General features: G+C 62.3%; 25 protein-coding genes and 1 pseudogene. 21 read left to right on the forward strand and 5 right to left on the reverse strand.

Annotation, left to right across the window (positions count from 1 at the left end; genetic code table 11):
- The first annotated feature begins 209 nt into the window (after nt 1–209).
- A complete protein-coding gene (locus O7A60_RS08950) occupies nt 210–929 on the forward strand; it encodes a response regulator (RefSeq protein ID WP_337105929.1) in 720 nt (239 codons plus the stop codon).
- A 187-nt stretch (nt 930–1,116) separates the two neighbouring features.
- Here the strand turns inward: O7A60_RS08950 and O7A60_RS08955 are convergent, their stop codons facing one another.
- Nucleotides 1,117–1,389, reverse strand: a complete 273-nt coding sequence (locus tag O7A60_RS08955; protein ID WP_337105931.1) for a hypothetical protein — start codon at nt 1,387–1,389, stop codon at nt 1,117–1,119.
- Between the two features lie 213 nt (nt 1,390–1,602).
- Here O7A60_RS08955 and O7A60_RS08960 point away from each other — a divergent pair, with 213 nt between their 5' ends.
- From O7A60_RS08960 to O7A60_RS09000, 9 genes are all read left to right on the forward strand, one after another.
- Complete coding sequence (locus tag O7A60_RS08960; protein ID WP_337105932.1) at nt 1,603–2,709, forward strand: NAD-dependent epimerase/dehydratase family protein; 1,107 nt, start codon at nt 1,603–1,605, stop codon at nt 2,707–2,709.
- Nucleotides 2,706–3,785 (forward strand): GDP-mannose 4,6-dehydratase, encoded by a 1,080-nt coding sequence (locus O7A60_RS08965; RefSeq protein WP_337105933.1) that lies wholly within the window; start codon nt 2,706–2,708, stop codon nt 3,783–3,785. The genes O7A60_RS08960 and O7A60_RS08965 overlap by 4 nt, the downstream gene beginning before the upstream one ends.
- Nucleotides 3,782–5,074, forward strand: coding sequence for a TIGR04295 family B12-binding domain-containing radical SAM protein (locus O7A60_RS08970; RefSeq protein ID WP_337105934.1), 1,293 nt, complete (start codon nt 3,782–3,784; stop codon nt 5,072–5,074). The genes O7A60_RS08965 and O7A60_RS08970 overlap by 4 nt, the downstream gene beginning before the upstream one ends.
- The gene (locus tag O7A60_RS08975) at nt 5,059–6,159 is read left to right on the forward strand and encodes a glycosyltransferase family 4 protein (RefSeq protein ID WP_337105935.1); all 1,101 of its coding nucleotides are present in this window, start codon (nt 5,059–5,061) and stop codon (nt 6,157–6,159) included. Before O7A60_RS08970 ends, O7A60_RS08975 begins: the two co-directional genes overlap by 16 nt.
- A 2-nt stretch (nt 6,160–6,161) precedes the next feature.
- A complete protein-coding gene (locus O7A60_RS08980; protein ID WP_337105936.1) occupies nt 6,162–7,292 on the forward strand; it encodes a CgeB family protein in 1,131 nt (376 codons plus the stop codon).
- Complete coding sequence (locus O7A60_RS08985) at nt 7,289–8,383, forward strand: CgeB family protein (RefSeq protein WP_337105937.1); 1,095 nt, start codon at nt 7,289–7,291, stop codon at nt 8,381–8,383. The genes O7A60_RS08980 and O7A60_RS08985 overlap by 4 nt, the downstream gene beginning before the upstream one ends.
- On the forward strand, nt 8,380–9,483 hold the full coding sequence (locus O7A60_RS08990) for a CgeB family protein (RefSeq protein ID WP_337105938.1): 1,104 nt from the start codon (nt 8,380–8,382) through the stop codon (nt 9,481–9,483). The genes O7A60_RS08985 and O7A60_RS08990 overlap by 4 nt, the downstream gene beginning before the upstream one ends.
- Nucleotides 9,484–9,506: 23 nt before the next feature.
- Nucleotides 9,507–10,553, forward strand: a complete 1,047-nt coding sequence (locus tag O7A60_RS08995) for a UDP-glucuronic acid decarboxylase family protein (protein ID WP_337105939.1) — start codon at nt 9,507–9,509, stop codon at nt 10,551–10,553.
- A 95-nt stretch (nt 10,554–10,648) separates the two neighbouring features.
- Nucleotides 10,649–10,834 (forward strand): hypothetical protein, encoded by a 186-nt coding sequence (locus O7A60_RS09000; protein WP_337105940.1) that lies wholly within the window; start codon nt 10,649–10,651, stop codon nt 10,832–10,834.
- A 10-nt stretch (nt 10,835–10,844) separates the two neighbouring features.
- Here the strand turns inward: O7A60_RS09000 and O7A60_RS09005 are convergent, their stop codons facing one another.
- Nucleotides 10,845–12,587: a hypothetical protein gene (locus O7A60_RS09005; protein ID WP_337105941.1), complete on the reverse strand. Its 1,743-nt coding sequence runs from the start codon at nt 12,585–12,587 to the stop codon at nt 10,845–10,847.
- Nucleotides 12,588–12,743: 156 nt separating this feature from the next.
- Between O7A60_RS09005 and O7A60_RS09010 the strand changes: the two genes are divergently transcribed.
- The 11 genes and pseudogenes from O7A60_RS09010 to O7A60_RS09060 all read left to right on the forward strand — a co-directional run bounded on the left by O7A60_RS09010 (nt 12,744) and on the right by O7A60_RS09060 (nt 21,761).
- Entirely contained in the window at nt 12,744–13,847 is a 1,104-nt protein-coding gene (locus tag O7A60_RS09010) for an inositol-3-phosphate synthase (RefSeq protein ID WP_337105942.1), read from the forward strand.
- Entirely contained in the window at nt 13,844–14,440 is a 597-nt protein-coding gene (locus O7A60_RS09015) for a histidine phosphatase family protein (protein WP_337105943.1), read from the forward strand. The genes O7A60_RS09010 and O7A60_RS09015 overlap by 4 nt, the downstream gene beginning before the upstream one ends.
- Before the next feature lie 14 nt (nt 14,441–14,454).
- Nucleotides 14,455–15,555: a CgeB family protein gene (locus O7A60_RS09020; protein WP_337105944.1), complete on the forward strand. Its 1,101-nt coding sequence runs from the start codon at nt 14,455–14,457 to the stop codon at nt 15,553–15,555.
- Nucleotides 15,555–16,358, forward strand: a complete 804-nt coding sequence (locus O7A60_RS09025) for a sugar phosphate nucleotidyltransferase (RefSeq protein WP_027144331.1) — start codon at nt 15,555–15,557, stop codon at nt 16,356–16,358. Before O7A60_RS09020 ends, O7A60_RS09025 begins: the two co-directional genes overlap by 1 nt.
- A gap of 2 nt (nt 16,359–16,360) precedes the next feature.
- Complete coding sequence (locus O7A60_RS09030; RefSeq protein ID WP_337105945.1) at nt 16,361–17,122, forward strand: TIGR04290 family methyltransferase; 762 nt, start codon at nt 16,361–16,363, stop codon at nt 17,120–17,122.
- Nucleotides 17,115–18,047 carry a glycoside hydrolase 5 family protein gene (locus O7A60_RS09035; protein ID WP_337105946.1) on the forward strand — a complete coding sequence of 311 codons (933 nt, stop codon included), beginning with the start codon at nt 17,115–17,117 and terminating at the stop codon, nt 18,045–18,047. Before O7A60_RS09030 ends, O7A60_RS09035 begins: the two co-directional genes overlap by 8 nt.
- A 102-nt stretch (nt 18,048–18,149) precedes the next feature.
- Entirely contained in the window at nt 18,150–19,214 is a 1,065-nt protein-coding gene (locus O7A60_RS09040) for a glycosyltransferase family 4 protein (protein ID WP_337105947.1), read from the forward strand.
- Nucleotides 19,211–20,203, forward strand: coding sequence for a GNAT family N-acetyltransferase (locus O7A60_RS09045; RefSeq protein WP_337105948.1), 993 nt, complete (start codon nt 19,211–19,213; stop codon nt 20,201–20,203). Before O7A60_RS09040 ends, O7A60_RS09045 begins: the two co-directional genes overlap by 4 nt.
- Before the next feature lie 127 nt (nt 20,204–20,330).
- Nucleotides 20,331–20,981, forward strand: a pseudogene (locus O7A60_RS09050) (class I SAM-dependent methyltransferase); the annotation flags it as partial.
- Between the two features lie 222 nt (nt 20,982–21,203).
- Nucleotides 21,204–21,422, forward strand: a complete 219-nt coding sequence (locus O7A60_RS09055) for a hypothetical protein (protein WP_027144326.1) — start codon at nt 21,204–21,206, stop codon at nt 21,420–21,422.
- A gap of 186 nt (nt 21,423–21,608) precedes the next feature.
- Nucleotides 21,609–21,761 (forward strand): hypothetical protein, encoded by a 153-nt coding sequence (locus tag O7A60_RS09060; RefSeq protein ID WP_337105949.1) that lies wholly within the window; start codon nt 21,609–21,611, stop codon nt 21,759–21,761.
- On the opposite strand, the gene O7A60_RS09065 is transcribed toward O7A60_RS09060, so the two are convergent.
- From O7A60_RS09065 to O7A60_RS09075, 3 genes are all read right to left on the reverse strand, one after another.
- Entirely contained in the window at nt 21,762–22,346 is a 585-nt protein-coding gene (locus O7A60_RS09065) for a sigma-70 family RNA polymerase sigma factor (protein ID WP_181165831.1), read from the reverse strand.
- 237 nt (nt 22,347–22,583) lie between these two features.
- Entirely contained in the window at nt 22,584–23,078 is a 495-nt protein-coding gene (locus tag O7A60_RS09070) for a hypothetical protein (protein ID WP_337105950.1), read from the reverse strand.
- A gap of 86 nt (nt 23,079–23,164) precedes the next feature.
- Nucleotides 23,165–24,460 carry an Nramp family divalent metal transporter gene (locus O7A60_RS09075; protein ID WP_140745629.1) on the reverse strand — a complete coding sequence of 432 codons (1,296 nt, stop codon included), beginning with the start codon at nt 24,458–24,460 and terminating at the stop codon, nt 23,165–23,167.
- Nucleotides 24,461–24,688 lie beyond the last annotated feature (228 nt).

Below are 24,688 nucleotides of genomic sequence, written 5' to 3' on the forward strand. Positions count from 1 at the left end.
CATATCCCTCTTCCCCCGACCCGACATGAACTCCCTCAAGGTCGGTTCGGACAGGACATAACCATATAGCGCGCGGACAGGATGGAACAAGACAGCACGGATGACGTTGAACCCGACATCCATGGTGGTTCAATGACGAAACGCTCTGCTGGCCTGAAGCTCCTGGCACCAATGGCGCCGGGGGGCGCCTCAATCAATCGAATATCTCCATGCAGGGCCCGTCGCGGATCGCATGCTGGTGCTTGCGAAAAGATTGCAGGCAGCGCTGGACGACAGAAAATGGGGAACAACTTCCCTGCATCCTAAACTCCGTTCGAAGAAAGGATGAGGACGTGCGCGATCTGCGGGGATTGCACATTCTGATTGTCGAAGACGAATGGGCGGTGGCCGGAGATCTCGCGCGGTTTTTCAGCAACATGGGCGCCATCATCCTCGGACCCGCGGCTACCGTCGAGCAGGCTTCCGAACACACCGATCAGGCCGAAGCTGCAATCCTGGACGTCAATCTCAACGGCCGACGCGTGTTTCCGATCGCGGACAAGTTGATGCGTCGGGGCATCCCTTTCGTGTTCTTCAGCGGCGACAACGACATCGCCATTCCCGAGCATCTTCGCTACGCCAGCAATTTGCGAAAATCCTCGGGCAGCAGGGCCGTGTTCAATGCCCTTTTTCCGGCGCCGGCGTCGGAACGAGCTGGCATCGCCGTGCCCCCTCCGCCAGACGACGTCTTCGCGCTTTTGCCCAAACTGCGGCTCGCGGCGCGTCTTTTGCTGGGAGACGTCAACGCATCCGACCGGCTGGTCGAGAGGACACTCGAGCAAGCGATCCGGAACGTCGACCACAGGCGGCTTGGCCAGTCGACCGAAAACTGGCTCAACGACATCATGCGAGAGGTGGTGAAAGACCACGGCGCAAAGCTGATGCATTGAATTTTGTCCTCCGAGCCCGAGGCTAAGTCGCTTCCCTTGGGGGGTTGCGATCGTCCGTCATCCGCAACTGTGTTCAGGGGCCTGATCTTGCCGGATCGCCTTTCTGGCTCAACGCCCGAAGCAATGGAGCCGTCGATTGTTCCATCGAATTTCGAGATTTCTGGATGGGTCAGGATCAGCTGCCCTCTCAGCCCTTGCGATCGCGATCGACGAATTTGTTGAAGCGGCTGGCTTTTCCGTCGCTGGTCTTGGCCTGATACAGGAAGGCCAGATCATTCTCGTCGAATATCCGGAAGAACTCGTCCCAATCGATGGGCTCGAATGCTTCCTCGGGCTCGCCGAAGTCGATCCGCAGGATACCGCCCTCGCCCTTGGTGCGAACCACCGCCGGGCGACCCTGCCGCTCCTCGGCCCATTTGCGAATTTCGTCGTGATTGGTGGTCGTCTGGGACTGCGACATTGAAATCTCCTTGATCATCGGCCTCGCCCTATCGGCGTCACGGCGGCTGTCGAGCGTCCTAACAGCACACCGGCGGCAATGTTCCAGCGTCAAGGGCTGACGGCGGTGTCTTGCTTCGCACGAAGGTCTGGAAGGGAACTTTGTTGAACCACAGGGAACAAACCTTTTGCCGAAAAGTTCGGGGCGCCGAGGTCACTCGTCTGAGGAGTCGTCGTGAAACGCATATTGGTTACAGGAGGCTGCGGCTTCATTGGTCGCCACGTCACACAAGAACTCATCGCCCAGGATTATTCGGTTCGCATTCTCGACGCCCTGCTGGAGCAGGTGCATGCGGGCGAAGCGATCGCGCTTCCTGCCGGAGCCGAACTGATCAAGGGCGACATCCGCGACCGCGAGGCCGTCGCCCAGGCGCTGGAAGGCGTCGACGCTGTCATTCACCTGGCGTCGGAAGTCGGCGTCGGGCAATCGATGTACGAGATCGCGCGCTATGTCGGCACCAACGATCTCGGCACGGCGACGCTGCTCGAGGCGTTGATCAAACACCCGGTCGAGCGGATCGTCGTCGCCTCCTCGATGAGCGTCTATGGCGAGGGCCTCTATGCCACCCCCGACGGTCGGCGCATCGACAATGCCCGGCGCAAGCCGAGCGACATCAAAAGCGGACAGTGGAATCCACTGTCGCCGGAGGGCGAACCCCTTTCGCCGGTGCCGACAGACGAAGAAAAACCGGTCGATCTCGCCTCGATCTACGCGCTGACGAAATACGCCCAGGAGCGCGCCGTGCTGATCTTCGGCGAAGCGTACGGCATCGATGCGGTCGCGCTGCGCCTGTTCAATGTTTTCGGTGCGGGCCAGGCGCTGTCAAATCCCTATACCGGCGTGCTGGCCAACTTCGCTTCACGTCTCGCCAATGGCCAACGGCCGATGATCTTCGAGGACGGCGAACAGAAGCGCGATTTCGTTCATGTGCAGGACGTCGCCCGCGCCTTTCGCCTTGCGCTGCAGCAACGTCAGGCAAAGGGCCACGTCATCAACATCGGCAGCGGCCGGGCCTATGCGATCAGCGAAGTCGCGCGATTGCTGGCAGAGGCCATGGGAACCCCGAACCGCTCGCCCGAGCTGCTCGGCAGGGCGCGCGCCGGCGATATACGCAACTGCTTCGCCGATATTTCCAAGGCACGTGAGTTGCTCGGCTTCGAACCGGGCCGCCGATTGGAGAACTCTCTCGGCGATTTCGTTTCCTGGGTGCGCAACACGGCGGCCATCGACCGCAGCGCCGAAATGAAGCGCGAGCTCGAAGAGCGTGGGTTGGTGTCATGAGCCCGGGCGCACGCAACCATCGCGAAGCGCCGGTCGCCATCGTCGGCGGCAGCGGCTTCATAGGATCGAACCTGGCCGACAGCCTGTTGTCGGATGGCGAACCGGTGCTGGTGGTCGACAATTTCAGCCGTCCCGGCGTCGAACAGAACCTTGAATGGCTGGCCCAGAAACATGGCGACCGCCTCGCCGTCGAGACCATCGATGTGCGAGATGCCAACGCCCTGGCGCCGGTTCTGATGAGGTCCAAGGCGATCTTCCATCTGGCCGCGCAAACGGCCGTCACCACGAGCCTGGTCCGGCCGGACGAGGATTTCGACATCAACCTTCGGGGAACGTTCAACGTGCTGGAAGCGGCGCGACTGAGCGGTGAGCGCATCCCGGTGGTTTTCGCCAGCACCAACAAGGTCTATGGCAGCCTTCCCGATGTCGCGGTTCGCGAGGACGGCGACCGCTACATAGCTTGCGACAACGCCATCCAGGCCGGCGGCATCGATGAGGCCCGCGGCCTGGATTTCTGCACACCTTATGGCTGCTCCAAGGGTGCGGCGGACCAGTATGTACTCGACTATGCCAAATCCTACGGCATGCCGACGGCGGTGCTGCGGATGAGTTGCATCTACGGACCGCGCCAGTTTGGAACCGAGGACCAGGGCTGGGTGGCGCACTTCCTGCTCAGCGCCCTGACGGGACGGCAAATCACCATCTATGGCGACGGCAGGCAGGTGCGCGACATCCTGCACGTCTCGGATGCGGTCGCCGCCTACAGGGCCGTGCTGGACCAGATCGAGACCGCCAGGGGCCAGGCATTCAATCTTGGCGGCGGACCAGAAAATGCGCTCAGCCTGCGTATGCTGTTGAGCGAGATCGGCGGCCTGACCGGCCGTGAGCTTTCGATCCGCCATGATGGGGAACGGACCGGCGACCAGCCCTTCTTCGTCGCCGATACCCGCAAGATCGAGGCCGCGCTTGGCTGGAAGGCGCAGGTCGCGTGGCGCGAGGGCATTCGCGATCTTGCCGACTGGCTGCGGCGCCACCGGCTTGAGCTTCGCCCTGAAGCCGTGAGGTACGTCGCATGAGAATAGCCCTGGTCAATCCTTTCTGGACGTATGACGACAGCATCTATTTCGGCTGCCGCCAACCGCATCTGCCGCTGGAACTCGGCTATTCGAAAGCCATGCTCGAAGCGGCCGGCCATGAGGTGCTGCTGCTGGACGGGCAGTTACAGAAGCTCGACAATTCCGAGCTCTGCGAACGCGTGGCTGAGTTCGCGCCGGCGATGACGGTTGTCAGCACCGCGCCGACCTATCTGTTCTGGCGCTGCGCACCGCCGGAGTTGCGCGTGCCGGCCGATTTCCTCAATCGTCTCGACGGGCGTGGCGGACGCACCGTCGCGGTCGGGCCGCATGGCTCGGCGACGCCGGCGCCGACGCTGCGCAAGCTTGGCGTCGACATTGTCGTGCGCGGCGAATGCGAGGAAATCGTCGCGGAACTTGCCCGGCGCGACGATTGGAGCGCGGTGCCCTCGACCGCTTATCTGCGGGACGCCAGTCTGGTTTCGAACGGCGGCGTTCATGTCAGTTCCTTTGTCGATCATCCGCCGCTTGATTGGCCATCCGACTGGATCGCCGCCCATTCGCATCACCATCACAGGTTCGATGACCAACAGCATGGGTTCGGCGCCGAGGTCGAGGCATCACGCGGCTGTCCCTACAATTGCAGCTTCTGCGCCAAGATCGATTTCCGCGACGCCTATCGCCGCCGGAACCACGAAGCGGTGGTGACCGAAATCGATCGGCTGATTGCCCAAGGCGTCGGCTATATCTACTTCATCGACGAAATTTTCCTGCCGCAAAAAGCGTTATTGGAGGCGTTGGTCGAGCGCGATGTGAAATTCGGCGTACAGACCCGCATCGATCTATGGAAGCCCGAGCTGCTGGAATTGCTGGGCGCGGCAGGCTGCGTCTCCATCGAAGCCGGCCTCGAAAGCCTGACGGTGGAAGGGCGGGCCATGCTGGCGAAGCGCTGCCGGCTGGGCACCGAGGAACTGGCCGCGCTGCTGGTCAAGGCCAGACGCCACATTCCCTTCGTCCAGGCCAATCTGATCGGCGTTGTCGAGGACGATCCTGCCCTTGTCGATTACTGGCGAGCCCATCTGATCGACAAGGGCGTGTGGGCCAATGAACCCGTACCGCTTTATCCTTATCCGAGTTCGCCTAGCTATCGCGAGCTTTGGGGCGAACCCGACGATCTCGCCTGGGAGCGCGCCCATGATCATTACCTCGCCTCGTTCCAGAAGTTCAGCGACATCCAGGAAAAGCGCCCGCGTCCGCTGGCGGAGCTGGAGGCGGCATGTTGCGGACACTAAGGCCGCGCAAGCGCCGCATCCTGATGACCGTCGACGCCATGGGCGGGGTGTGGCGCTATGCGCTTGATCTCGGCCGGGAACTGGTCAATGGCGGCGACAGCATCGTGTTCGCCGGGCTAGGACCGCAACCATCCAAGGAACAGGCCGAAGAGGCGCGGTCCTTCGCGACGCTGATCTGGCTGAACACGCCGCCGGATTGGATGACCCACGACGCCGGCGATCTCGACGGTTTGCCGGGGGAATTGCGTGCGCTGATGCGTGACCACGCCATCGACGTCGTCCATCTCAACGCGCCGACGCAGGCAGTGGAATTGGATGCGCCCTGCCCTGTCATAGCGGTCTCGCATTCATGCGTGACGACATGGTTCCACGCCGTCAGGGGACAGGCGTTGGACAGCGCATGGACCTGGCAGAAAGAGCGCAACAAGCGCGGCTTCGACAGGGCCGACGCCGTCATCGCGCCGAGCCGCAGCCATGCCGAGCTGCTCGAGACCTGCTATGGCCCGATCGCACGCCTGCATATCGTCGGAAATGGCGCCCGTCCGGTCCCGAACGTCGAAAACCGCCAGCCGCTGGTCTTCGCCGCCGCCCGTTGGTGGGACGAGGGAAAGAACGTGATGGCGGTCGACCAGGCCGCCTCGTTGACGCAATGGCCCATCTTTACAGCCGGTTCGATTCACGGCCCGAACGGCGAGCGTGCCACCGTCAATCACGCCGTTTCTCTCGGCGCGCTGCCGTATGACGAGGTGCGCTCCTTGATGGCCCGCGCCGGCATTTTTGTTTCGCCATCGCTTTACGAACCGTTCGGTTTGGCGGCGCTGGAAGCGGCTATGTCGGCAACGCCCCTGGTGCTCTCGGACATCTCGACCTATCGCGAGATTTGGGACGGGGCCGCGATGTTCTTCGACGCGCGCGACCCGCACGATCTCGCTGCCTGCGTCAATCGTCTTTCCAGCGATGCCGGGCATAGGCGAGAGCTCGGCCAAGCCGCCCTTCGCCGAAGCCGCGGGTACACGCTGGCGCGGCAGGCCGCGGCCATGCGAGATGTCTACGAAAAGGCGGCGCTAGCCGTGGCGGAGCGCTGATCATGCGCTTCTTGTTCTACACCCACTCGCTTGTCTCCGACTGGAACCACGGCAATGCCCATTTCCTTCGCGGCGTCATGCGCGAACTGGTGGCGCGCCGGCATCAGGCCATCGCTCTGGAGCCCGCGAACGGCTGGAGCCGGTCAAACCTGCTGGCCGAGAAGGGATCCTTCGCGATCGAACGCTTCCGCAAGGATTTCCCCGAATTGATGCCCGTGACCTATGATGCCGGGTTCGATCACGAAGCCTGGATCGCCGAGGCCGACGTGGTGATCGTCCACGAATGGACCGACCCGGAGCTTGTCGCTCGCATCGGCCATGCCCGGGCCGATGGCGGCAACTTCATCCTTCTGTTTCACGACACCCATCACCGGGCCGTGTCGGCCACCGAGGCAATCTCGGCGCTCCATCTGGAGCATTATGATGGCGTTCTCGCCTTTGGCGAAGCGTTGCGCGAGAGCTATCTGCGCGCCGGCTGGGGCAAGCGTGTCTTCACCTGGCATGAAGCGGCGGACGATCGCCTGTTCAAGCCGCACCCGGAAATCCACGCCACGTCCAATCTGGTCTGGATCGGAAACTGGGGCGACGACGAGCGGACCGCCGAACTCAGGGAGTTCCTGATCGAACCGGTGCGCGATCTCGGCCTTGAGGCCACTGTTCACGGTGTCCGCTATCCCAAGCCGGCACTTGCCGATCTGGCCGCCGCCGGTCTGCGCTACGAAGGGTGGATCGCCAATGCCGACGTGCCGAAGGCCTTCGCCACGCATCATGTCACGGTGCACATCCCACGGCGCCCCTATCGTGAAAGATTGCCTGGAATTCCGACGATCCGCATGTTCGAGGCACTCGCCTGCGGCATCCCGCTGATTTCAGCACCGTGGTCCGATGTCGAGCGGCTTTTCAGGCCCGGCGTCGACTTCCTGTTTGCCGAGAATGGCTCGCAAATGCGGCAACACCTACAGGCGGTGCTGGCCGATGCCGATTTCGCGGCGTCGCTGGTGGCCTCGGGCCTTGAGACCATCCGCTCGCGCCACACTTGTCGTCACCGCGTCGACGAGTTGTTCGACGTGCTCGGGCAATGCACGAACCTGCACACCGTGGACCCGACCGCCGCAAAGGAAGCCGCCGAATGAAGATCGCATTCTATGGATCGAGCCTTTTGTCGTCCTACTGGAACGGTGCCGCGACCTATTACCGTGGATTGCTGAAGGCGCTTTCGCAACTGGGCTATGAAATTACCTTCTATGAGCCTGACGTCTATGACCGGCAGAAAAACCGCGACATCGAGGCGCCGGACTGGTGCTCCGTCGTCGTCTATGAGGCGACCCGGCACGCGCTGATGGAGGTGGCGGCGCGGGCCGCCGAGGCCGATATCGTCGTCAAGGCGAGTGGTGTCGGCTTCGAGGATGAGGCGCTGCTGCGCGCCGTGCTCGACCACGCTCGCAGTGACGCGCTCACCGTATTCTGGGACGTCGACGCGCCGGCCACGCTCGCCCAGTTGCGCGACGAACCGGACCACCCGCTCCATCGTGCGCTGCAAGAAATAGACCTTGTATTGACCTATGGCGGCGGCGATCCCGTCGTCTGGGCCTATCGTGCCATGGGCGCGAACGAGTGCGTGCCCATCTACAATGCGCTCGATCCCGAAACGCACCACCCGGTCGCCGGCAATGCGCGTTTTGCCTGCGATCTGGCGTTCCTCGGAAACAGGCTGCCGGATCGTGAAGCCCGTGTCGGATCGTTCTTCCTCGATCCTGCGAGCCAACTGCCGAAACAACGCTTTCTGCTCGGCGGATCGGGCTGGGGCGACAAGCCGCTCCCCGCCAATGTCGGCTGGCTCGGCCATGTCGGCACCCGCGATCACAACGCCTTCAATGTCACGCCAAAGGCCGTCTTGAACATCAGCCGCGACAGCATGGCCGCGAACGGTTTTTCACCGGCCACGCGTGTCTTCGAGGCGGCCGGCGCCGGCGCCTGCCTGATCACCGATGCCTGGTTGGGCGTCGAGCTGTTCCTGAAACCCGGCGAGGAGATCCTTGTGGCGCGCGACGGCGACGATGTCGCCGAAATCATGCAGGCGCTTACCCCCCGTCGGGCAAAGGCAATCGGCCAAGCCGCGCTTCGCCGTGTTCTCGCCGACCATACCTACGCACTGCGCGCGGCCGTGACCGATGCAGTCTTCAAACGCCATTTGACGCAGGGGACCGTGGAGGCGGCCGAATGACCACGCAGCTCGACATCGTCTTTCTCGGCCTGTCGCTGTCCTCGTCCTGGGGAAACGGCCACGCCACTACTTTTCGAGGTCTGCTGAAAGGTCTTCACGAACTCGGCCATCGCGTGACTTTTCTGGAGCGCGATGTGCCGTGGTACGCCAATCACCGCGATTTGCGCGATCCGGACTTCTGCGCCTTGCGCTACTACGAAACCGTACTGGAACTTCAGGGCGACCATGCACGGTGCCTGGAACAGGCCGATATCGTGGTCATCGGCTCCTTCGTGCCGGAAGGGCGGGCGGTCATCGACATCGTCGCTTCACTTTGCAAAGGACAACTCTGCTTTTACGACATCGACACGCCGGTGACCCTGGCAAAGCTGTCGGCGGACGATTGCGACTATCTGGGCTGGCGCCAGATCCCCTACTTCGACATCTATTTCTCTTTCGCCGGCGGCCCGGTGCTTAACGATCTGGCGCAGACCTTCGGCGCACGCCGCGCCGAGCCGCTCTACTGTTCGGTCGATCCGGAACGGCATCACCGCACCGCCGACCCGGTCCGCTGGGATCTCGGCTATCTCGGCACCTATAGCGGGGACCGGCAAGCCACGCTCGACGCGTTCCTGCTCGAACCTGCACGGCGCATGCCGGACCGCCGTTTCGTCGTGGCCGGCTCGCAATATCCCTCCGACATCGATTGGCCCGACAATGTCGAGCGCATCGAACATCTGCCGCCGGCCGGGCACGCCGCGTTCTACAGCCGCCAACGCTACACGCTGAACGTCACCCGCCGTTCAATGATTGCAGCGGGATGGTCGCCCAGCGTGCGCCTTTTCGAAGCAGCCGCTTGCGGCACGCCGATCATCAGCGACCGCTGGCCAGGCCTCGACAGTTTTTTTCCCGCATCGACGATCCACACGGCCAAGAAGCCGGACGATGTCGTCGTCATTCTTTCCCGGGAATCGGCTCGTACACGTCTCGCCATGGCCGACCGGGCACGCGAACTCGTCCTTGCGTCCCACACCGGTGTGGCCAGGGCTCGCGAATTCATCACGGCGCTTACGCAAAAGGAGGCGGAGGTCCTCGACCTCGACATCGGAAGTGCAGCATGACTGGCAGACAGGAGAAAATCGCGATGCGACGAACAAAAAAGGCGCAAAGGGCAAAGACGGTGCTTGTCGCCGGTGGCGCGGGCTTCCTCGGTTCGCATCTTTGCGAAGCATTGTTACGCGATGGCTGGCGCGTGATCTGCGCCGACAACTTTCTCACCGGTCGCATGGAGAACATCAACGCGATCATGGACAAGCCGGGGTTCCGGTTGATCGAGCAGGATATCTGCCGTCCGTTGGAGCTTGGTGAGCCGGTGGATCGCATATTCAACCTGGCATGCGCCGCCTCGCCGCCGCGTTACCAGGCCGATCCGATCCACACCACGCGAACTTGTGTCATCGGAACATTGAATCTGCTCGAACTCGCCGCCCGCAACGATGCCCGATTGCTGCAGGCCTCCACGAGTGAAGTGTATGGCGATCCGGAGCAACATCCGCAGAGGGAAGATTACGTCGGCCATGTGAACTGCACCGGCCCGCGCGCCTGCTACGACGAGGGCAAGCGCACCGCCGAAACACTTTGCTTCGACTATCTGAGAGCCGCCAAGGCCGACGTTCGTGTCGCACGTATCTTCAACACCTACGGTCCGAGGATGGATCCGGCGGACGGCCGCATCGTCTCGAACCTGATCATGCAGGCGCTCGAGAAGCGCCCGCTGACGATCTTCGGCGACGGCTTGCAGACACGATCTTTCTGCTACGTCTCCGATCTGATCGACGGGTTGATGCGTCTGATGGACTTCGATCCCAATCCGGGCAAGCCGATCAATCTGGGCAATCCCGGAGAGTTCACCATCATGCGGCTGGCGGCATTGGTGAAGGCGATGACCGGCACCAAATCGGAGATGACGTTTCTGCCGCTGCCGCAGGACGATCCTCGACGCAGGCAGCCCGACATCTCGCGCGCGAAAGCGCTGCTCGGCTGGACGCCAAGAGTGCCTCTCAACGAGGGGCTCGCCCGGACGATCGGCTATTTCGCGAGCCTCGAAGGCGTTCCGATCGGCAACCAAATAGCAGGTCGCGCCACGAGGGCGAGGTCCACATCAGGCGGGCTGCAGAACCTCCCTGTCTGATGCTGGACCGCAGCCACCCCTTCGCGGTCGATTCCGGCGGAACATCCGCTCAAGCTTGTGGTTTGGCGAGAGGACCAGATATGGAGGACATCCTCATGCGACCCAAGCGATCCGCACCGGATATCGACAAGATGGCGGAACAGGAGACGGCCGCCTATTTGCGGCGAGCCTCGATCACCTATCTGGAGTGCTGCGTCAGCCTGATGATGACCCACCTGCAGCGGGAAGAAGTGGCCAGAATTCTCGAGCAGGAAGCCGACATGCTGCGAAGCCTGGATTGAGGGGGAACTGTCACGCCCTGGCCTTGTCCAGGAACCGTATCAGTCCTGCCTCATATCGGTTGGCTGTCCCTGCCAGCCTTGCTCGTTCCCGTCCGTCCTCGGATTGAGCGGCCATGCTCCACAGCCCCAGCTGAAACGCCAGGTAGCAAGGTTCGAAATACTCGACGAGCCCGACGTCAATGCGGTCACCCATGCCGCCGATCAACGTCGCCGCCTCGCCTTCGGACAAACCATATTCGACGTAGGCGCCGGCAATGTCCCATTCTATCGGCTGGCAGCCGATCAGATCGTGTCCCCGGCAATGGTCGACGGCATCCGTCTTGACCAGCGTGCCGTCTGCACCGATCAGAAACTCCCAGGGGTGAAGCCTGCCGTCGATCTCGACGCGTTCCAGTACCTGCTGGACAGCCTGTTTCGAGAACCAGTTCCATAGTTTCGCCGCCTGGTTTTTGCCCAAAGCCTCGGAAGCGTTGTGAACGGCCATCTCCGCGAGGGCGGGCAATGAAGCACCCGGTTCGCGGGTTCGCAGATTGGTCGCTCGCCAGGCCAGATAGCGTGTGAACTCCGCGACAAGTCTTTGTCTGGGCAGCGGCAGTTGATCCATCGTGGTGCCGTCGGCCCACCGTTCAACCAGGAAACCGTGGCAGAGTCCGGCGACTTGCGACCCGAATCCGGCCTGATGCAACATCGTCGCGACCCGCATCTTGCGCTGCCCGGTTTCGCCGAGGCCAACAAACTTGACAAGCCAGCGATCTGGACCCGCGGACGCCAGGAACTTTCGCCGTTCGGTGCCGCGAGTGCTCGGTGGCCAGCGCTTTTCGTCGGCATAGTGAAGGGTTCGCCACGCGCCGCCGAATATTTCGGTCAAACGCAATTCCGGACTGCCGACCGCCTCGGCTACCCAATCGCGCAGCGTTGGAATTTGCGAGCTTTCGGGAAAGGTGCGTTCAAACGTCATCGCCACATGTTTGCGGCAGCGCATCCATGTCTCCCGGACGTCCTGCGACGCTTCTGCGCCCGGATCGCCCGAATGGCTGGGGAACAGGTGAATGCGGCTCCTATCGATACCCAGGTCCCGCAGCCACGTGACGACGGCGTGGATAGAACTTCCCGACAGGCCGGGACCTTCGTCGACGACAGCGAACCGAGCCGACGGCTCGTTCCTCCAGGCAGCGACCAACCGCGGATCGGCATTGACCCGCCGATCGAAAGGATGGCCGATCGGACGCAGACTGATCGGCGGCGGCGCACCGATGGCGGCGGCCACCATGGCCGCAAGCCCCAAACCGATACTGCGGATGCCGATCACACATGTGTTCGCGTCGAGACCTGATTCCTGCGCCGCGCCCAGATAGCTCTCGGGATAAAGCGCATAATGCGCGTAACCCTCGGCCGAACCGGTCAAAACCTCTGTCTTGCAATCGAGCGCCGCCAGCGATTGGAGACGTCGCGGATCGATGCCACCGCCTAAGGCGAAACCGCTTCGCCACGACTTCGCCACCTCTGCCGCAAGCCCGACCAGCAACTCGGCGCCTTGCCGTTGCGAAGGCGAATTGGTGTCGACGCCCAGGACCTTGAAGTCGACATCGGCGAGCCCCTGAACCAGCTGTGACGCGCAGATGAATAGCCCGACCAATGCAGCATGGCGCCGGATGCCGCGAGACATCCGGTCGAGGCTTTGGGCCAGGTCGATCGCTGCCTCTTGAAGTTGTCGTGCGTTCTCGGTCCGCTTGTGGTCGCCGTAGACGATCATCGATCGATTTCCAATGCTTGCCGTGCGGGCAACGCGGCGGGTGCAGCTTCGATCCATGCCGTCTCGCGCAATTTTTCGAGCGACCAAGGAACATTCCGGCACGGTGGTGGTTCGGCGCAAGGAACTTACCTTTGAACAGCATAGGGCGGCAGTTTCGTGGGATCGAAAAAGGTTCGTGTTGGCATCGTTGGAGTCGGCAATTGCGCATCCTCCCTGGTGCAGGGCCTCTCCTATTATCGTCATGCAAAAAGCAACGAACCGATCCCGGGGCTGATGCATGCCGATCTCGGTGGCTATCATGTCGACGACATCGAAATTGTCTGCGCATTCGATGTCGCCAAAAGCAAGGTTGGCCGCGACGTCGCGGATGCGATCTACGCTGCCCCGAACAACACGTTCCGCTTTGCCGACGCGCCGACGACCGGTGTTCGCGTCGAACGCGGACCGACGCTCGACGGCATCGGCAAATACCTGCGCGACGAGATCGAAGAGGCGCCCGAACCGGTTGCCAATGTCAGCGATATCCTGCGCGACAGCGGAGCCGACGTGCTGGTCTCCTACCTGCCGGTGGGTTCGGAAGAGGCGACACGCTTCTATGCTGAATGCGCGCTCGAGGCCGGCTGCGCCTTCGTCAATTGCATTCCGGTTTTCATCGCGTCGCGTCCGGAATGGCGCCGGCGCTTCGAGCAGCGCGGGCTGCCGCTGGTCGGCGACGACATCAAGAGCCAGGTCGGCGCGACCATCGTGCACCGGCTGCTGGCCAACCTCTTTCGCGAGCGCGGCGTGCGCATCGATCGCACCTATCAGCTGAATTTCGGCGGCAACACCGATTTTCTCAACATGCTGGAACGTGAGCGGCTGGAATCGAAGAAGATCTCCAAGACACAATCGGTGACCAGCCAGCTCGATGTTCCGCTGGAGCCGGGCAACATCCATGTCGGACCGAGCGACCATGTGCCTTGGCTCACCGATCGCAAATGGGCCTACATTCGTGTCGAAGGCACCACCTTCGGCGGCGTGCCGCTGAATGCCGAGCTCAAGCTGGAGGTGTGGGATTCGCCCAATTCAGCCGGCGTGGTGATCGATGCGGTGCGCTGCGCCAAGCTGGCGCTCGACCGCGGCATCGCCGGGGCGCTGACCGGTCCTTGCAGCTATTTCATGAAGTCGCCTCCCGAACAGTTCACCGACGCCGAAGCCCGGCAGCGCACGCTCGCTTTCATCGCCGGCAAGGATGAGCCTTTGCTGGATGCCGCGGAATGACCACCACGTTCTTCCTGATCCGCCACGCGGCGCACGACAATGTCGGCTCCTATCTTGCCGGGCGCATGGCCGGCGTTAGCCTCGGCGAGGCCGGCAAGGCTCAGGCCGAGCAGCTTGGCCGCCGCATGGCCCAAGAGACGATTGCAGCCATCCTGTGCAGCCCGCGCGAGCGCACGCAGGAGACGGCACTGCCAATCGCTTTCGCCTGCGGCGTCGGCGAAATCGCGATCTGCGCCGAACTCGACGAGATCGACTTCGGCGACTGGTCGGGAAAGACTTTCGACGAATTGAACGGCGACGCCGGTTGGCGCGCCTGGAACGACCAGCGCCAGGAGGCTAGGACCCCGAGCGGCGAGACCATGCTGGATGTCCAGCAGCGCATGGTCTCGCTGATGAACGGCGTCCGCGAACTGCATCAGAACCAGTGCGTCGCCCTGGTCAGCCACGCCGACGTGATCAAGGCCGCCGTCTGCAATGTGCTTGGCTTGCCGGTCGGCGACTGCTTCCGCTTCGACATCGATCCAGCCTCGATCACGACCATCGTGTCAGGCGACTGGGGCTCCAAGCTCCTGCGAATGAATGAAGCGGCCTGACGAGGAAATTCCGGATGCGGATGGTCATTTTCGGTCTCACCGTCACGTCTTCATGGGGGAACGGCCACGCCACGCTGTGGCGCGGGCTGATCCGCGCTCTCGCCCGGTTGGGCTGGTCCATCACCTTTTTCGAACGCGACACTCCCTATTATGCCGGGGCCCGCGATCTGGATCAGCTCGACGGCGGCAACGTCGTCATCTATCCGGACTGGGAGGACATCCGCCGCGTTGCGGAGCGGGCGATGAAGCAAGCGGATGTCGTCGTCGTCACCTCCTACTGCCCCGACGCCGTTGAGGCTTCGCGCCTGGCCCAGCAGGCAAGTCGCGGGCTGCGTGTCTTCTACGATCTCGATACTCCAGTTACACTTGCCCGCGTCGAGCACGGTGAGCGTCCGCCCTATTTCGGACCAGAGGGCCTTGCCGATTACGACCTCGTCCTGAGCTACACCGGCGGCTCGGCGCTCGAGGCGCTCAAGACCGTTCTGGGTGCGCGCCAGGTGATGCCGCTCTACGGGCATGTCGATCCCGACCGGCACCGGCCGGCCGAGAAGCGGGCCGAATTCGCCGGCGATCTGTCCTATCTCGGGACCTACGCGGCGGATCGCCAGGCCGGCGTCGAAAAGCTGCTGGTCCGCCCGGCCATGCGCCTGCCCGATCAGCGCTTCATCATTGGCGGCGCACAGTATCCGCAGGAATTCCCGTGGAGCGACAACATCTTCTTCGTCAGGCATCTGCCGCCCGCCGACCATCCGGCGTTCTTCTCATCGTCGCGGCTGACGCTGAACGTCACCCGGGAAGCCATGGCACAAAAGGGCTGGTGCCCGTCGGGACGGCTCTTCGAAGCGGCCGCGTGTGGGGCTGCCATCATCACCGACGCATGGCCAGGCCTCGCGGACTTCTTCGAACCCGGCCGCGAAGTCCTGTTGGCGCATGACACGGATGACGTGGTCGCCGCGCTGCAATTGCCCGAGCACGAACTCGACGGCATCCGAAGGCGTGCCCGCGAGCGGGTCTTGAGCGAGCACACGTCCGCCAGGCGTGCAGCGGAACTGGATAGAATGCTGGCCGACGCCTTGCAAAATCCGGTCGGCGAACCGATCGAGGAAGCAGTCTGATGTTGGGCATTGTGCCCGCTGCCGGACGCGGCAGCCGCATTCAACCGCTCGGTTTCTCGAAGGAGCTGCTGCCGGTTGGCAGCCGGATCGACGGCCAGACCGAACGTCCCTGCGCTGTAAGCGAGTATCTGGTGCGGCGCATGGTCCAGGCCGGCGTCGACAAGATCTGCTTCATCATCGGATCGGGCAAATCCGACATTCTCGAATACTACGCAGCCGGCTACGGCGACGCGGCGGCGCTCTTTGTGGTGCAGCCCAACCCCATCGGTCTCTGCGATGCGATTTTCCGGGCAGCGCCCCTCGTGGCGCCCGACGAGGTCGTCCTGGTCGGCCTTCCAGATACGATCTGGTTTCCCGAGGACGGATTCTGTCATTTGCCCGACGATCAGCTTTCATTTCTGCTCTTCCCGGTGGACAGCCCGGAATTCTTCGATGCCGTCTGTACCGAAGACGACGAGCGCGTGATCGAAATCCAGGTCAAGCGACAGGATGCCTCCACGAACTGGGTTTGGGGCGCGTTCAAGATGCCCGGCCAGATCCTGCATCGGCTTGCGGCACTCTGGCGCGAGCGGGATGGTCGTGACGAATATATCGGTACATTGATCAACGCCTACCTTGCGGCCGGGGGTGTAGCCTACGGGATCAAAGCCGGCTCCGCTTATGTCGATGTCGGCACTTTCAACGGCTATCGCACAGCCCTGCGGTTGCTTGAAAACGGCGTCCCGTCAGCTCATCAACAGTCCGCAACGATCATGCCCGGCACGCATTCGCATGTACCCGTCGTTCCGGGCGAAGGAGCCTGAACATGTTGCATTCCCATGCCGAAATCCGCCGGCGCATCGACGCGCTCGGCCCGTGGTTCCACAACATGGAACTGGCCGGCGTCGAAACCGCGCCCGACCATTTTCTCGGCAATTACCCGCTGATCAAATGGCGCAAATTCGCCGATGCCATACCCGCCGATCTGGCCGGCAAGACCGTGCTGGATATTGGCTGCAATGCCGGCTTCTACTCAATCGAGATGAAACGGCGAGGCGCCGCCCACGTCCTCGGCATCGATTTCGACGAGGCCTATCTGGCGCAGGCCCGCTTTGCCGCCGAGATCGCGGACTGCGAGATCGAATTCCAGAAACTGTCGGTCTACGACGTCGGTGCCCTGCGCGAGACATTCGACGTCGTGCTGTTCATGGGGGTGCTTTACCATCTGCGCCACCCCTTGCTCGCCCTCGACCTGATCCGTGAGCACGTCGCCGGCGATCTGATGATCTTCCAGTCGATGCAACGAGGCAGCAAGGAGCTGCCCGAGCTGGAAGAGAACTATCATTTCTGGACGCATGATTTGTTCGACCGGCCGGAATTTCCCAAGCTGCATTTCATCGAACACCGCTATGCCGACGATCCGACCAACTGGTGGATACCGAACCGGGCCTGCACCGAAGCGATGCTGCGCAGCGCCGGTTTCGAGATCGTTCTACATCCCGAGCAGGAGGTCTATTTCTGCCGCGCTGCCGGCGCGCCGACCGGCGGCGGTGCGATTTACCCGTCGAAAGGAAAGCTCCGTGATTGAAGCCGCGATGATCTGGAACGAGCCCAACAACAAATCGCATTGGGACCCCGAGCTCGACCCCGATTGGAGCCGCTTTGCCAGGATGGCGGTCCTGTCGGCGGACGCGATCGCGTCCGAGAACCCGGCTCTGACAAAAGTGCTTGGCGGCATCTCGCCGATAGACCCCGGCTTTATCACGCGCATGAAGGAATACGGCGTGCTGGACCATGTCGATGCCGTCGCGGTGCACGGCTTTCCTCTCGACTGGAACCTGTGGCAAATTCAGGAATGGCCGCAGAAGATCGGCGAGATCGCGACCGTCACCAATCTCCCCATCTGGGTCAGCGAGGTCGGCGTATCGACCTTCGGGGCCGAGGAAATACAGGTCTGGGGACTGAAGCGCACCGCCGAATTGCTGCTCGGCAACGCACCACGTATCCAGTGGTACAGCCTCTACGACCTTCCGCGTGAATGGGAAGCGACGACGCGGCATCGCGAAGCGGAGGGATCCTCCTACTATCGTCATTTCCACATGGGGCTGCTGCGCCAGGACGGCACGCCGAAGCCGGCGCTGGAGGAATTCCTGCGCTACACACCCGCAATGGGGCTGGTGCAGTGGTTTCATTTCGAGGACCCGCGACTGGACGACGCCGTCGCCTGGATGAAGCGGCTCGGCGTCACCAACATGCGCACGGGGCTTTCCTGGGCCGACAGCTTCAGGCCGAATGCGTTGGACTGGTTCGATCGACAGATGGAGGCACTTGCCGATTTCGACGTCACGGTCACCTTCTGCTTCACGCCTGAGCATCGCGGAATGATGCCTCACCACACCAGTCCCCCGCTAGTGCCCGAGGAATTCGCCGAGTTCTGTGCAACGATGGTCCGCCGCTACGCGCCCGTCATGACATCCGCCTCGCGCCCGACGCAGCGGGCCTCGGCTGCGTGAGGCTCTCATGCGACCCGGTCCGCGATCATTGGATGCATTGACCGAAGTGGAAGCTCACGGGTCCACCAATTCACTGCCTCTGGCACCGTGGCTCGGCCGGCCATGACGCTTACCGTCCTCAATGTCGCCTATCCCCTCGCGCCTGTCGGACCGGATGCGGTCGGGGGTGCCGAGCAGGTCCTGTCGATGCTCGATCGGGCACTGGTTCGCACGGGTCACCGGTCGATCGTCGTCGGCTGCCGGGGCTCCAGCGCGAGCGGCACGCTTGTGGAGACACCGGCGGAAAGTGGCGTGCTCGACGAGGCGGCCAAGAGCCGCGCGCAGCAGGCTCATCGCGACGCGATCGCCGCTGCCCGCGCCAGTTGGCCGATCGATGTGGTTCATCTGCACGGCATCGATTTCGATGCCTATCTGCCAGACGATGGCCCGACCTTGGTGACGCTTCACCTGCCGCTGGACTGGTATCCGGCCGAGGCACTGCGCCCGACACGCGACGACCTGTGGCTCCATGCGGTCTCGGCCGCCCAGCAGAAAACCGCGCCATCAGGCGCCAGGCTGGCGGCGCCGATTCCGAACGGCGTCGACATAGAGGCGCTCAGCCTGCCGCTAGCGAAGCGCGACTTCGCACTGGTTCTCAGCCGTATCTGCCCGGAAAAGGGCATCCACCTGGCGCTGGACGCAGCCAAGCAAGCAGGTGTGCCGCTGGTTGTCGGCGGCAAGGTCTATCCCTATGAAACGCACGCGCGCTACTTTCGCGACGAGGTCCAACCTCGCCTCGATGGCCGCCGCCGCTTCCTTGGTCCGCTCGGTTTCACCGCCAAGCGGCGCTTTCTCAACGCAGCGCGCTGTCTGGTCATCCCGAGCCTTGCCGCCGAGACCAGCTCACTTGTCGCCATGGAGGCGCTGGCCTGCGGCACACCGGTGGTCGCCTTTCCGAACGGTGCGCTTCCCGATGTCATCGAGCACGGCAGGACAGGCTTTCTCGTCAATACGATCGACGAGATGGCGCAAGCCATCATTGCGGCGTCCAGCCTCGACCCCGAGACATGCCGGGCCGAGGCGCGGCGGCGGTTTTCGCTGGAACGAATGATCTCGTCTTACATGGACGCCTATCAAGCGCTGGCACGACTCGGCACCGATGCCGGGCGCCTCGCCGTCACACCGTGAGCAAGCCTGTGTTGCGCAGCGAGATCATCGATGATCCGGCGCGATTCGATACCCTTGCGCCGCATTGGTGGAGATTGTGGGAGCAGAGTTCCTCGGCGACGCCGTTTCAATCTCCCGCCTGGCTGTTGCCATGGTGGCGCACATTCGCGCCCGGCGACCTGGCGACGGTCGCGGTCTGGCGCGGAGGCGATCTGATTGGGCTGGCGCCGCTCTATCTCGAGCACGGAACCGCTGGGTCGAAACTTCTTCCGGTCGGCATCTCGCTCAGCGACTATCTGGACATCCTGTGTGTCCCCGGCACCGAGGCTCAGGTCGTCGCGATCATTGCCGAAAAGATCCTCTCGGTCGGCTGGTCGCAATGGATTCTGTCGGATTTGCCGGAAGGCGGTGCCGGTCTTGCGGTTACACACCCCGATCTGAAGGCGGGGCGGCCAGCCGCACATGGCGCTTGCCCCGTGCTCGCCATCGCCGGCGACGAAACCCTTGCGGGCTGCGTGCCCTCCCGACGCAGGCGGCAGTTGCGACGGGCGCACCAGGCGGCGTCCAGACGCGGCCGGACCGCGTTGTCGTCGGCACGAGGCGATGCCCAAAGGTTCCTCGACCAGTTGATCCGCCTGCACCACGCGCGCTGGGCCGGGCACGGAGGTGGCGTGTTGGCCGATGTCGCCGTGGAGCAATTCCACAGGCGCGCAGTACCCTTGCTCGACGCTCGCGGCCTGGTCCGATGCTGGCTGTTGGCAATCGATGGCAAGACCGTCGGCGCCTATTACGGTTTCCACCATCGCGGTCGTGCCTACGCCTATCTCGGCGGCTTCGACCCTGCCTATGCCGAGGAGAGTCCAAGTGCGATCCTGATCGGCCACGCGATCGCGGAGTCGATCCGCGAAGGTGCCCGCGAGTTCGATTTCCTGCGTGGTCAGGAGGCCTACAAATACGGCTGGGGCGCCATCGACAGGTGGACGATGCGCAGGATCTGGACGCGGAGCTGATAGCATGAGTGCAGCCGGGTCAAAATCCGCCCAGCGCCGGATGGCGATTAGATCGATCGTAGAAGGCTGCATGGCCGATGGTGTTTGCGCCGAAGCCGTCGTCGCCAGGCTGGCGCTTCACCTGGGGATGGAGATCAGGGTGGCGGAATTGGCGGAGATCGTGCTGGAGGTCGTTCCCTCGAATTCGCAAGAAACGGAACGGCTGCGAGAGGTAGCCGGGCTGCTTCGCCGCAAACCCGGCGCCTTTGCCACCTTGCGAGCGACGGGAGCGGCCGTTCGGCACGCACGCGACGACGACGAGACCGATGCCGCTGTCGTCAGGCGGCTGGCGTTGAGCTTCGATGCGGCGGCGGCGATTTCGCAAACAGCGAGTGTCCAGCTCGCATCGCTCGGTGATGAGGAAAGGCTGTCGGCCACGACCGAGGAAGTCGCTGCATGGCTCAAGGAGCAGGACTTCACCGGAACCGGCCGGGACATTCTGGACATTGGTTGCGGCATCGGCCGTTTCGAGCGCGCGCTTGCCAAATCATTCAAGCGGATGGTCGGCATCGATATATCCTCGCGGATGATCTCCGTTGCCTCCGACCGATGCGCCGCGTTGGGCAATGTCGAGTTGCGGCAAACCTCCGGTCTCGATCTGACCGAATTCGACGACAGCAGTTTCGATTGCGTGCTGGCGGTCGACAGCTTTCCTTATCTGGTTCTGGCCGGCATGGCCGAGCGGCATTTCGACGAGATCGCACGCGTTCTGAAACGGCCGGGCTGGCTGGCCCTGCTGAACTATTCCTATCGCGGATCGCTTTTTTTGGACCGCGCCGATATCGGCCGTCTGGCGGAAGCTCACCAATTGCGGGTCGTCATCAATGGCGAGAAGCCGTTTCGGTCATGGGATGGCGACGCCTTCCTGCTTGCTCGAGGCGGCGGAACATTACCGCGCGCCGCCAGTTCGGACGTCGAACCAGAGGCGCTGAAGAGCGTCACCGATCCGAAGGAGAAAATCATGGCATCCGGCGACAAAAAACATTTCGGCCGCGGCACCCAGGGCAAGGGTACCGGCGCCGGCGCGATGACCGACCTGCCCAAGGACAAGGTCGGAGAAAACGCGGTTCTGTCCAATCGCGACAAGAAACAGCACAGCGAGGAGCGCGGACTGGATGGCAATCGCATCAAGTCCGATCAATATCAGGACCATGCCGCGAACCAGTTGCCGAAGGATTGAACGGCGTCCCACCGCATTCTTGGCCCGTGGCGATGTAAGGCTAAGGAAATAAACCTGTGCAAGGGCCGCCGGCAATCATGCCGGCGGTGGATATCGCCTTGTAATCTCGAGCATTTGTCACCACACTAAGGTCAAGGGACTGCTATTATCAAGAGAATTTGGATGTCTCGTTCGAGGGATGATACGGTGGACCCGCAATTCGGTCTGGCTATGGACCAGGAGATCACTTCTCTCCTCGACGCCATAGAGCAGGAAAAAATTCCAGACCGGCTGACCAGGCTGGCGATGGAGTTGCAAAACGCGCTGATCGAGAAGCGTCGAGGTGACGTGAAGAACTGACTATCTGCGGCTGTCACCCTCGATACCGAGTTGACCATCCGATAGATGATTTCGTCTTTCCATCAATGTCTGCAGTGAACTCTCCCCAAGCAACTCGAGAATATTGGCGCGGGCACGATTCAGCCGACTTTTGACCGTCCCTACCGCGCAGCCGCATATCTCGGCCGTTTCCTCATAGCTTACTCCCAGAACGCCGATCAGCATCAGAACCTCGCGTTGGTGTTCGGGTAGTCTTTGAATGGCGCCGTGAACTTCCTTGCTCTGAACGCTCCATTCCTGGGTCGCTTCCGAAATCGGCCTTGAAGATGCACAGTCGAGCAGGCCTGGCGCTTCCCGGGCAGCAATCTTGATCCGGGTATAGTAAGTGTTGCGCATGATGGTGAAGAGCCACGATTTCATGCGTGTGCCGGGTTCGAACTTGTCGATGTTCGCGAGCCCCTTGGTCAGCGTCTCCTGCACCAGATCGTCGGCATCGTCGGGGACGCGACAGAAGGTACGCGCGAAAGCCCGGAGGGCGGGTATGAGGTCAACGATGGAAACTTCATTGGTTTCCTGGTCGGCCGAAATGTAGCCTCCGGATGACAATGGTCCAGCTCCCAGAAGAAAGAGTGTACGAATGCAGCCCCTGCTAAATGCATGGAAGTTTGGTTCGTTCCTCGCGCCGAGGACAACTCTTCAGAAATTCGGCAGGCCGCAACGATGACGCCTCCTTCGATGATGGATCCGCGGCGCACTCCGTTCTTTGTGGGAACAAAGCCGCACACCGGCAGTTTGACGCCTGCGGCCTGGTTTGCAGCCGCGCCTTTGGCTCACATTGCGGCCTTATGATTGGCCGGTCTCTTTGGCTGCCTCTTCTCGCTGCTTTTTCAGCACCTCGTCGGTCCCGACCAGCTTCTTTGCTCCGCCTGGAATGGCTGTGGACACGACCGCTGGCGGATCGCTCGCGGGAAAAGAATCCTCCAACCCGGCCTGCAGTTGATCCTCAAGCGTCTGCGGTTCTTCGGAGCGGCCGGGCGTCCTGCGGGTTTCGGTCTTTTCCAGCGACTGCTTCTTCTTTGGCGAATCGTTCGCTTCCCGGATCACGGCATAAAGCTGCTCGATCGCGAATTCTTTGATCGTGTCGAAATCGGCCCGGTCGTCCTTCGTCGCTTCGATCTGGGCGACCATGGCCTTCTCGAACCGCTCAAGGCTTTCACCTCCACAGGCGTGGGAAAGCCGCAGCAATGCTTCGTGCAGCATCATCGGAGTGAAATGAGCTGAAGCCTCAAGCCTGAGTTGCCGCAGACGATCCGGAGTGGCGGCCTGGAAGTTTGACATGGCGGTGTCCTCTCTCTCACAAGCGTGTCAACGACAATTGATCGCCGATGTTCCGCCACGCCTGAAGATACTTCACGTCCCGCGAATCACAGGAACCAGCTTGCCGCCAGACCCGCCGACGCCGAAAAAATCGCCAGGGTCGTCGCGCCACCCAGGATGTTCGTGCTTTTGCTGTTGACCTTGTCACCCATGATCTTGCGATTGTTGGTCATGATGAGAATGAGAAGCAGGAGCGGAGGCGTGGAAAACCCTTGCACGATGCCCGACCAGACCATGGCTTTCATCGGATTGAAGCCGAGGAAATTGAGACCCACCGCCACCAATGTGATTGTCCCGATCGCCATGTAGAATTTAGGGGCCTGCCGGGGTTTGGCATTCAACCCATTCTTCCATCCCATCGCTTGGGCGAAATCGAAGGCAGCGCCAGCCGTCATGACCGGCACAGCCAGAAAGCCGACGCCAATTACGCCTGCGGCAAAAAGAATTCCCGCCGCATCGCCGGCAAGCGGCCGCAGCGCTTCGGCGGCCTGCGCCGCGGTGTCGATCTGAGTCTGGCCGGCCTTGTAGAGCGTCGACCCTGTCGAAAGAATGATGAAATACATGATCAGATTGGAGAACGTCATGCCGATCAGGATATCGCGGCGGGATCGGCGGAGTTCGCCCTCGGTGGCGCCCTTGCGCTCTTCAAGGGTCGTTCTGCCCTTGGCAATCTCCTCCTCCACCTCCTGGTTCGACTGCCAGGTGTAGAGATATGCGGAGAGCGTCGTCCCGACGATGGCGACCAGGATGGACAGGTATTCGCGGCTGAACTCGATCCTTGGCAGCAGCGTGCCGCGAAGGACCGAAGCCGCATCCGGTTTGGCAAGCAGCGCGGAGACCACATAGGCAAGCAGCGCCAGCGCCAGCCATCGGAACACATCGCGGATCAAGGTGTAGGATCCAAATACCTGCAGGGCAAAAATGACGATCGCGACGACAATGACGATCAGTGGACCAGGCAGCGGAACGAACAACATAACGGCCGCCGACATGGCGCCAAGGTCGGCGGCTGCCTCGATCGTATTGCCAATCAGCACGCCCGTCAGAACAGACCATAGCAGCCAACGCGGATAGAAATCGGATATGACCTTGAATAGCCCACGACCCGAAACCTGACCAAGTTTGGATGAAAGATAGACGACGAGATACATCATCGGCAGAGTAACCGGTGCCGTCCACAGCAGGTCGGGCCCAAATCGGGCTCCGGCACTGGCGTAGGTACCGATCGCCGAACAATCGTCGTCAGCCGCGCCGGTAATCAGTCCAAGCCCGAGGGCCCGGACAACGCCGCCTTCCTTTCGCTCGCTTTTCCTCTGGCCGGCACTATCCAGTGGCTCGCTCATTGGAAGCGCATCTTTACCGAGGGCATGCAAAACGTCATGACAAACATTCCAACCAGGTGCCGACAAAGCGGGATTTGAAGCTGCGCCAAGACGCGGCTCGAACCACTGGTCAGGCTTTTTGTTCCTGGAGTGCGTTGGGGTCCCGACAGCCGCCCGGCCGCCGCTTTCCGACATGTCACGATTTCTTGTGATGAAGGAACCAACCCGTGCTTCACCGGTTCGGCCCTA

The organism is Mesorhizobium salmacidum (SeqCode), assembly GCF_037179605.1.
Classification (GTDB): Bacteria; Pseudomonadota; Alphaproteobacteria; order Rhizobiales; family Rhizobiaceae; genus Mesorhizobium; species Mesorhizobium salmacidum.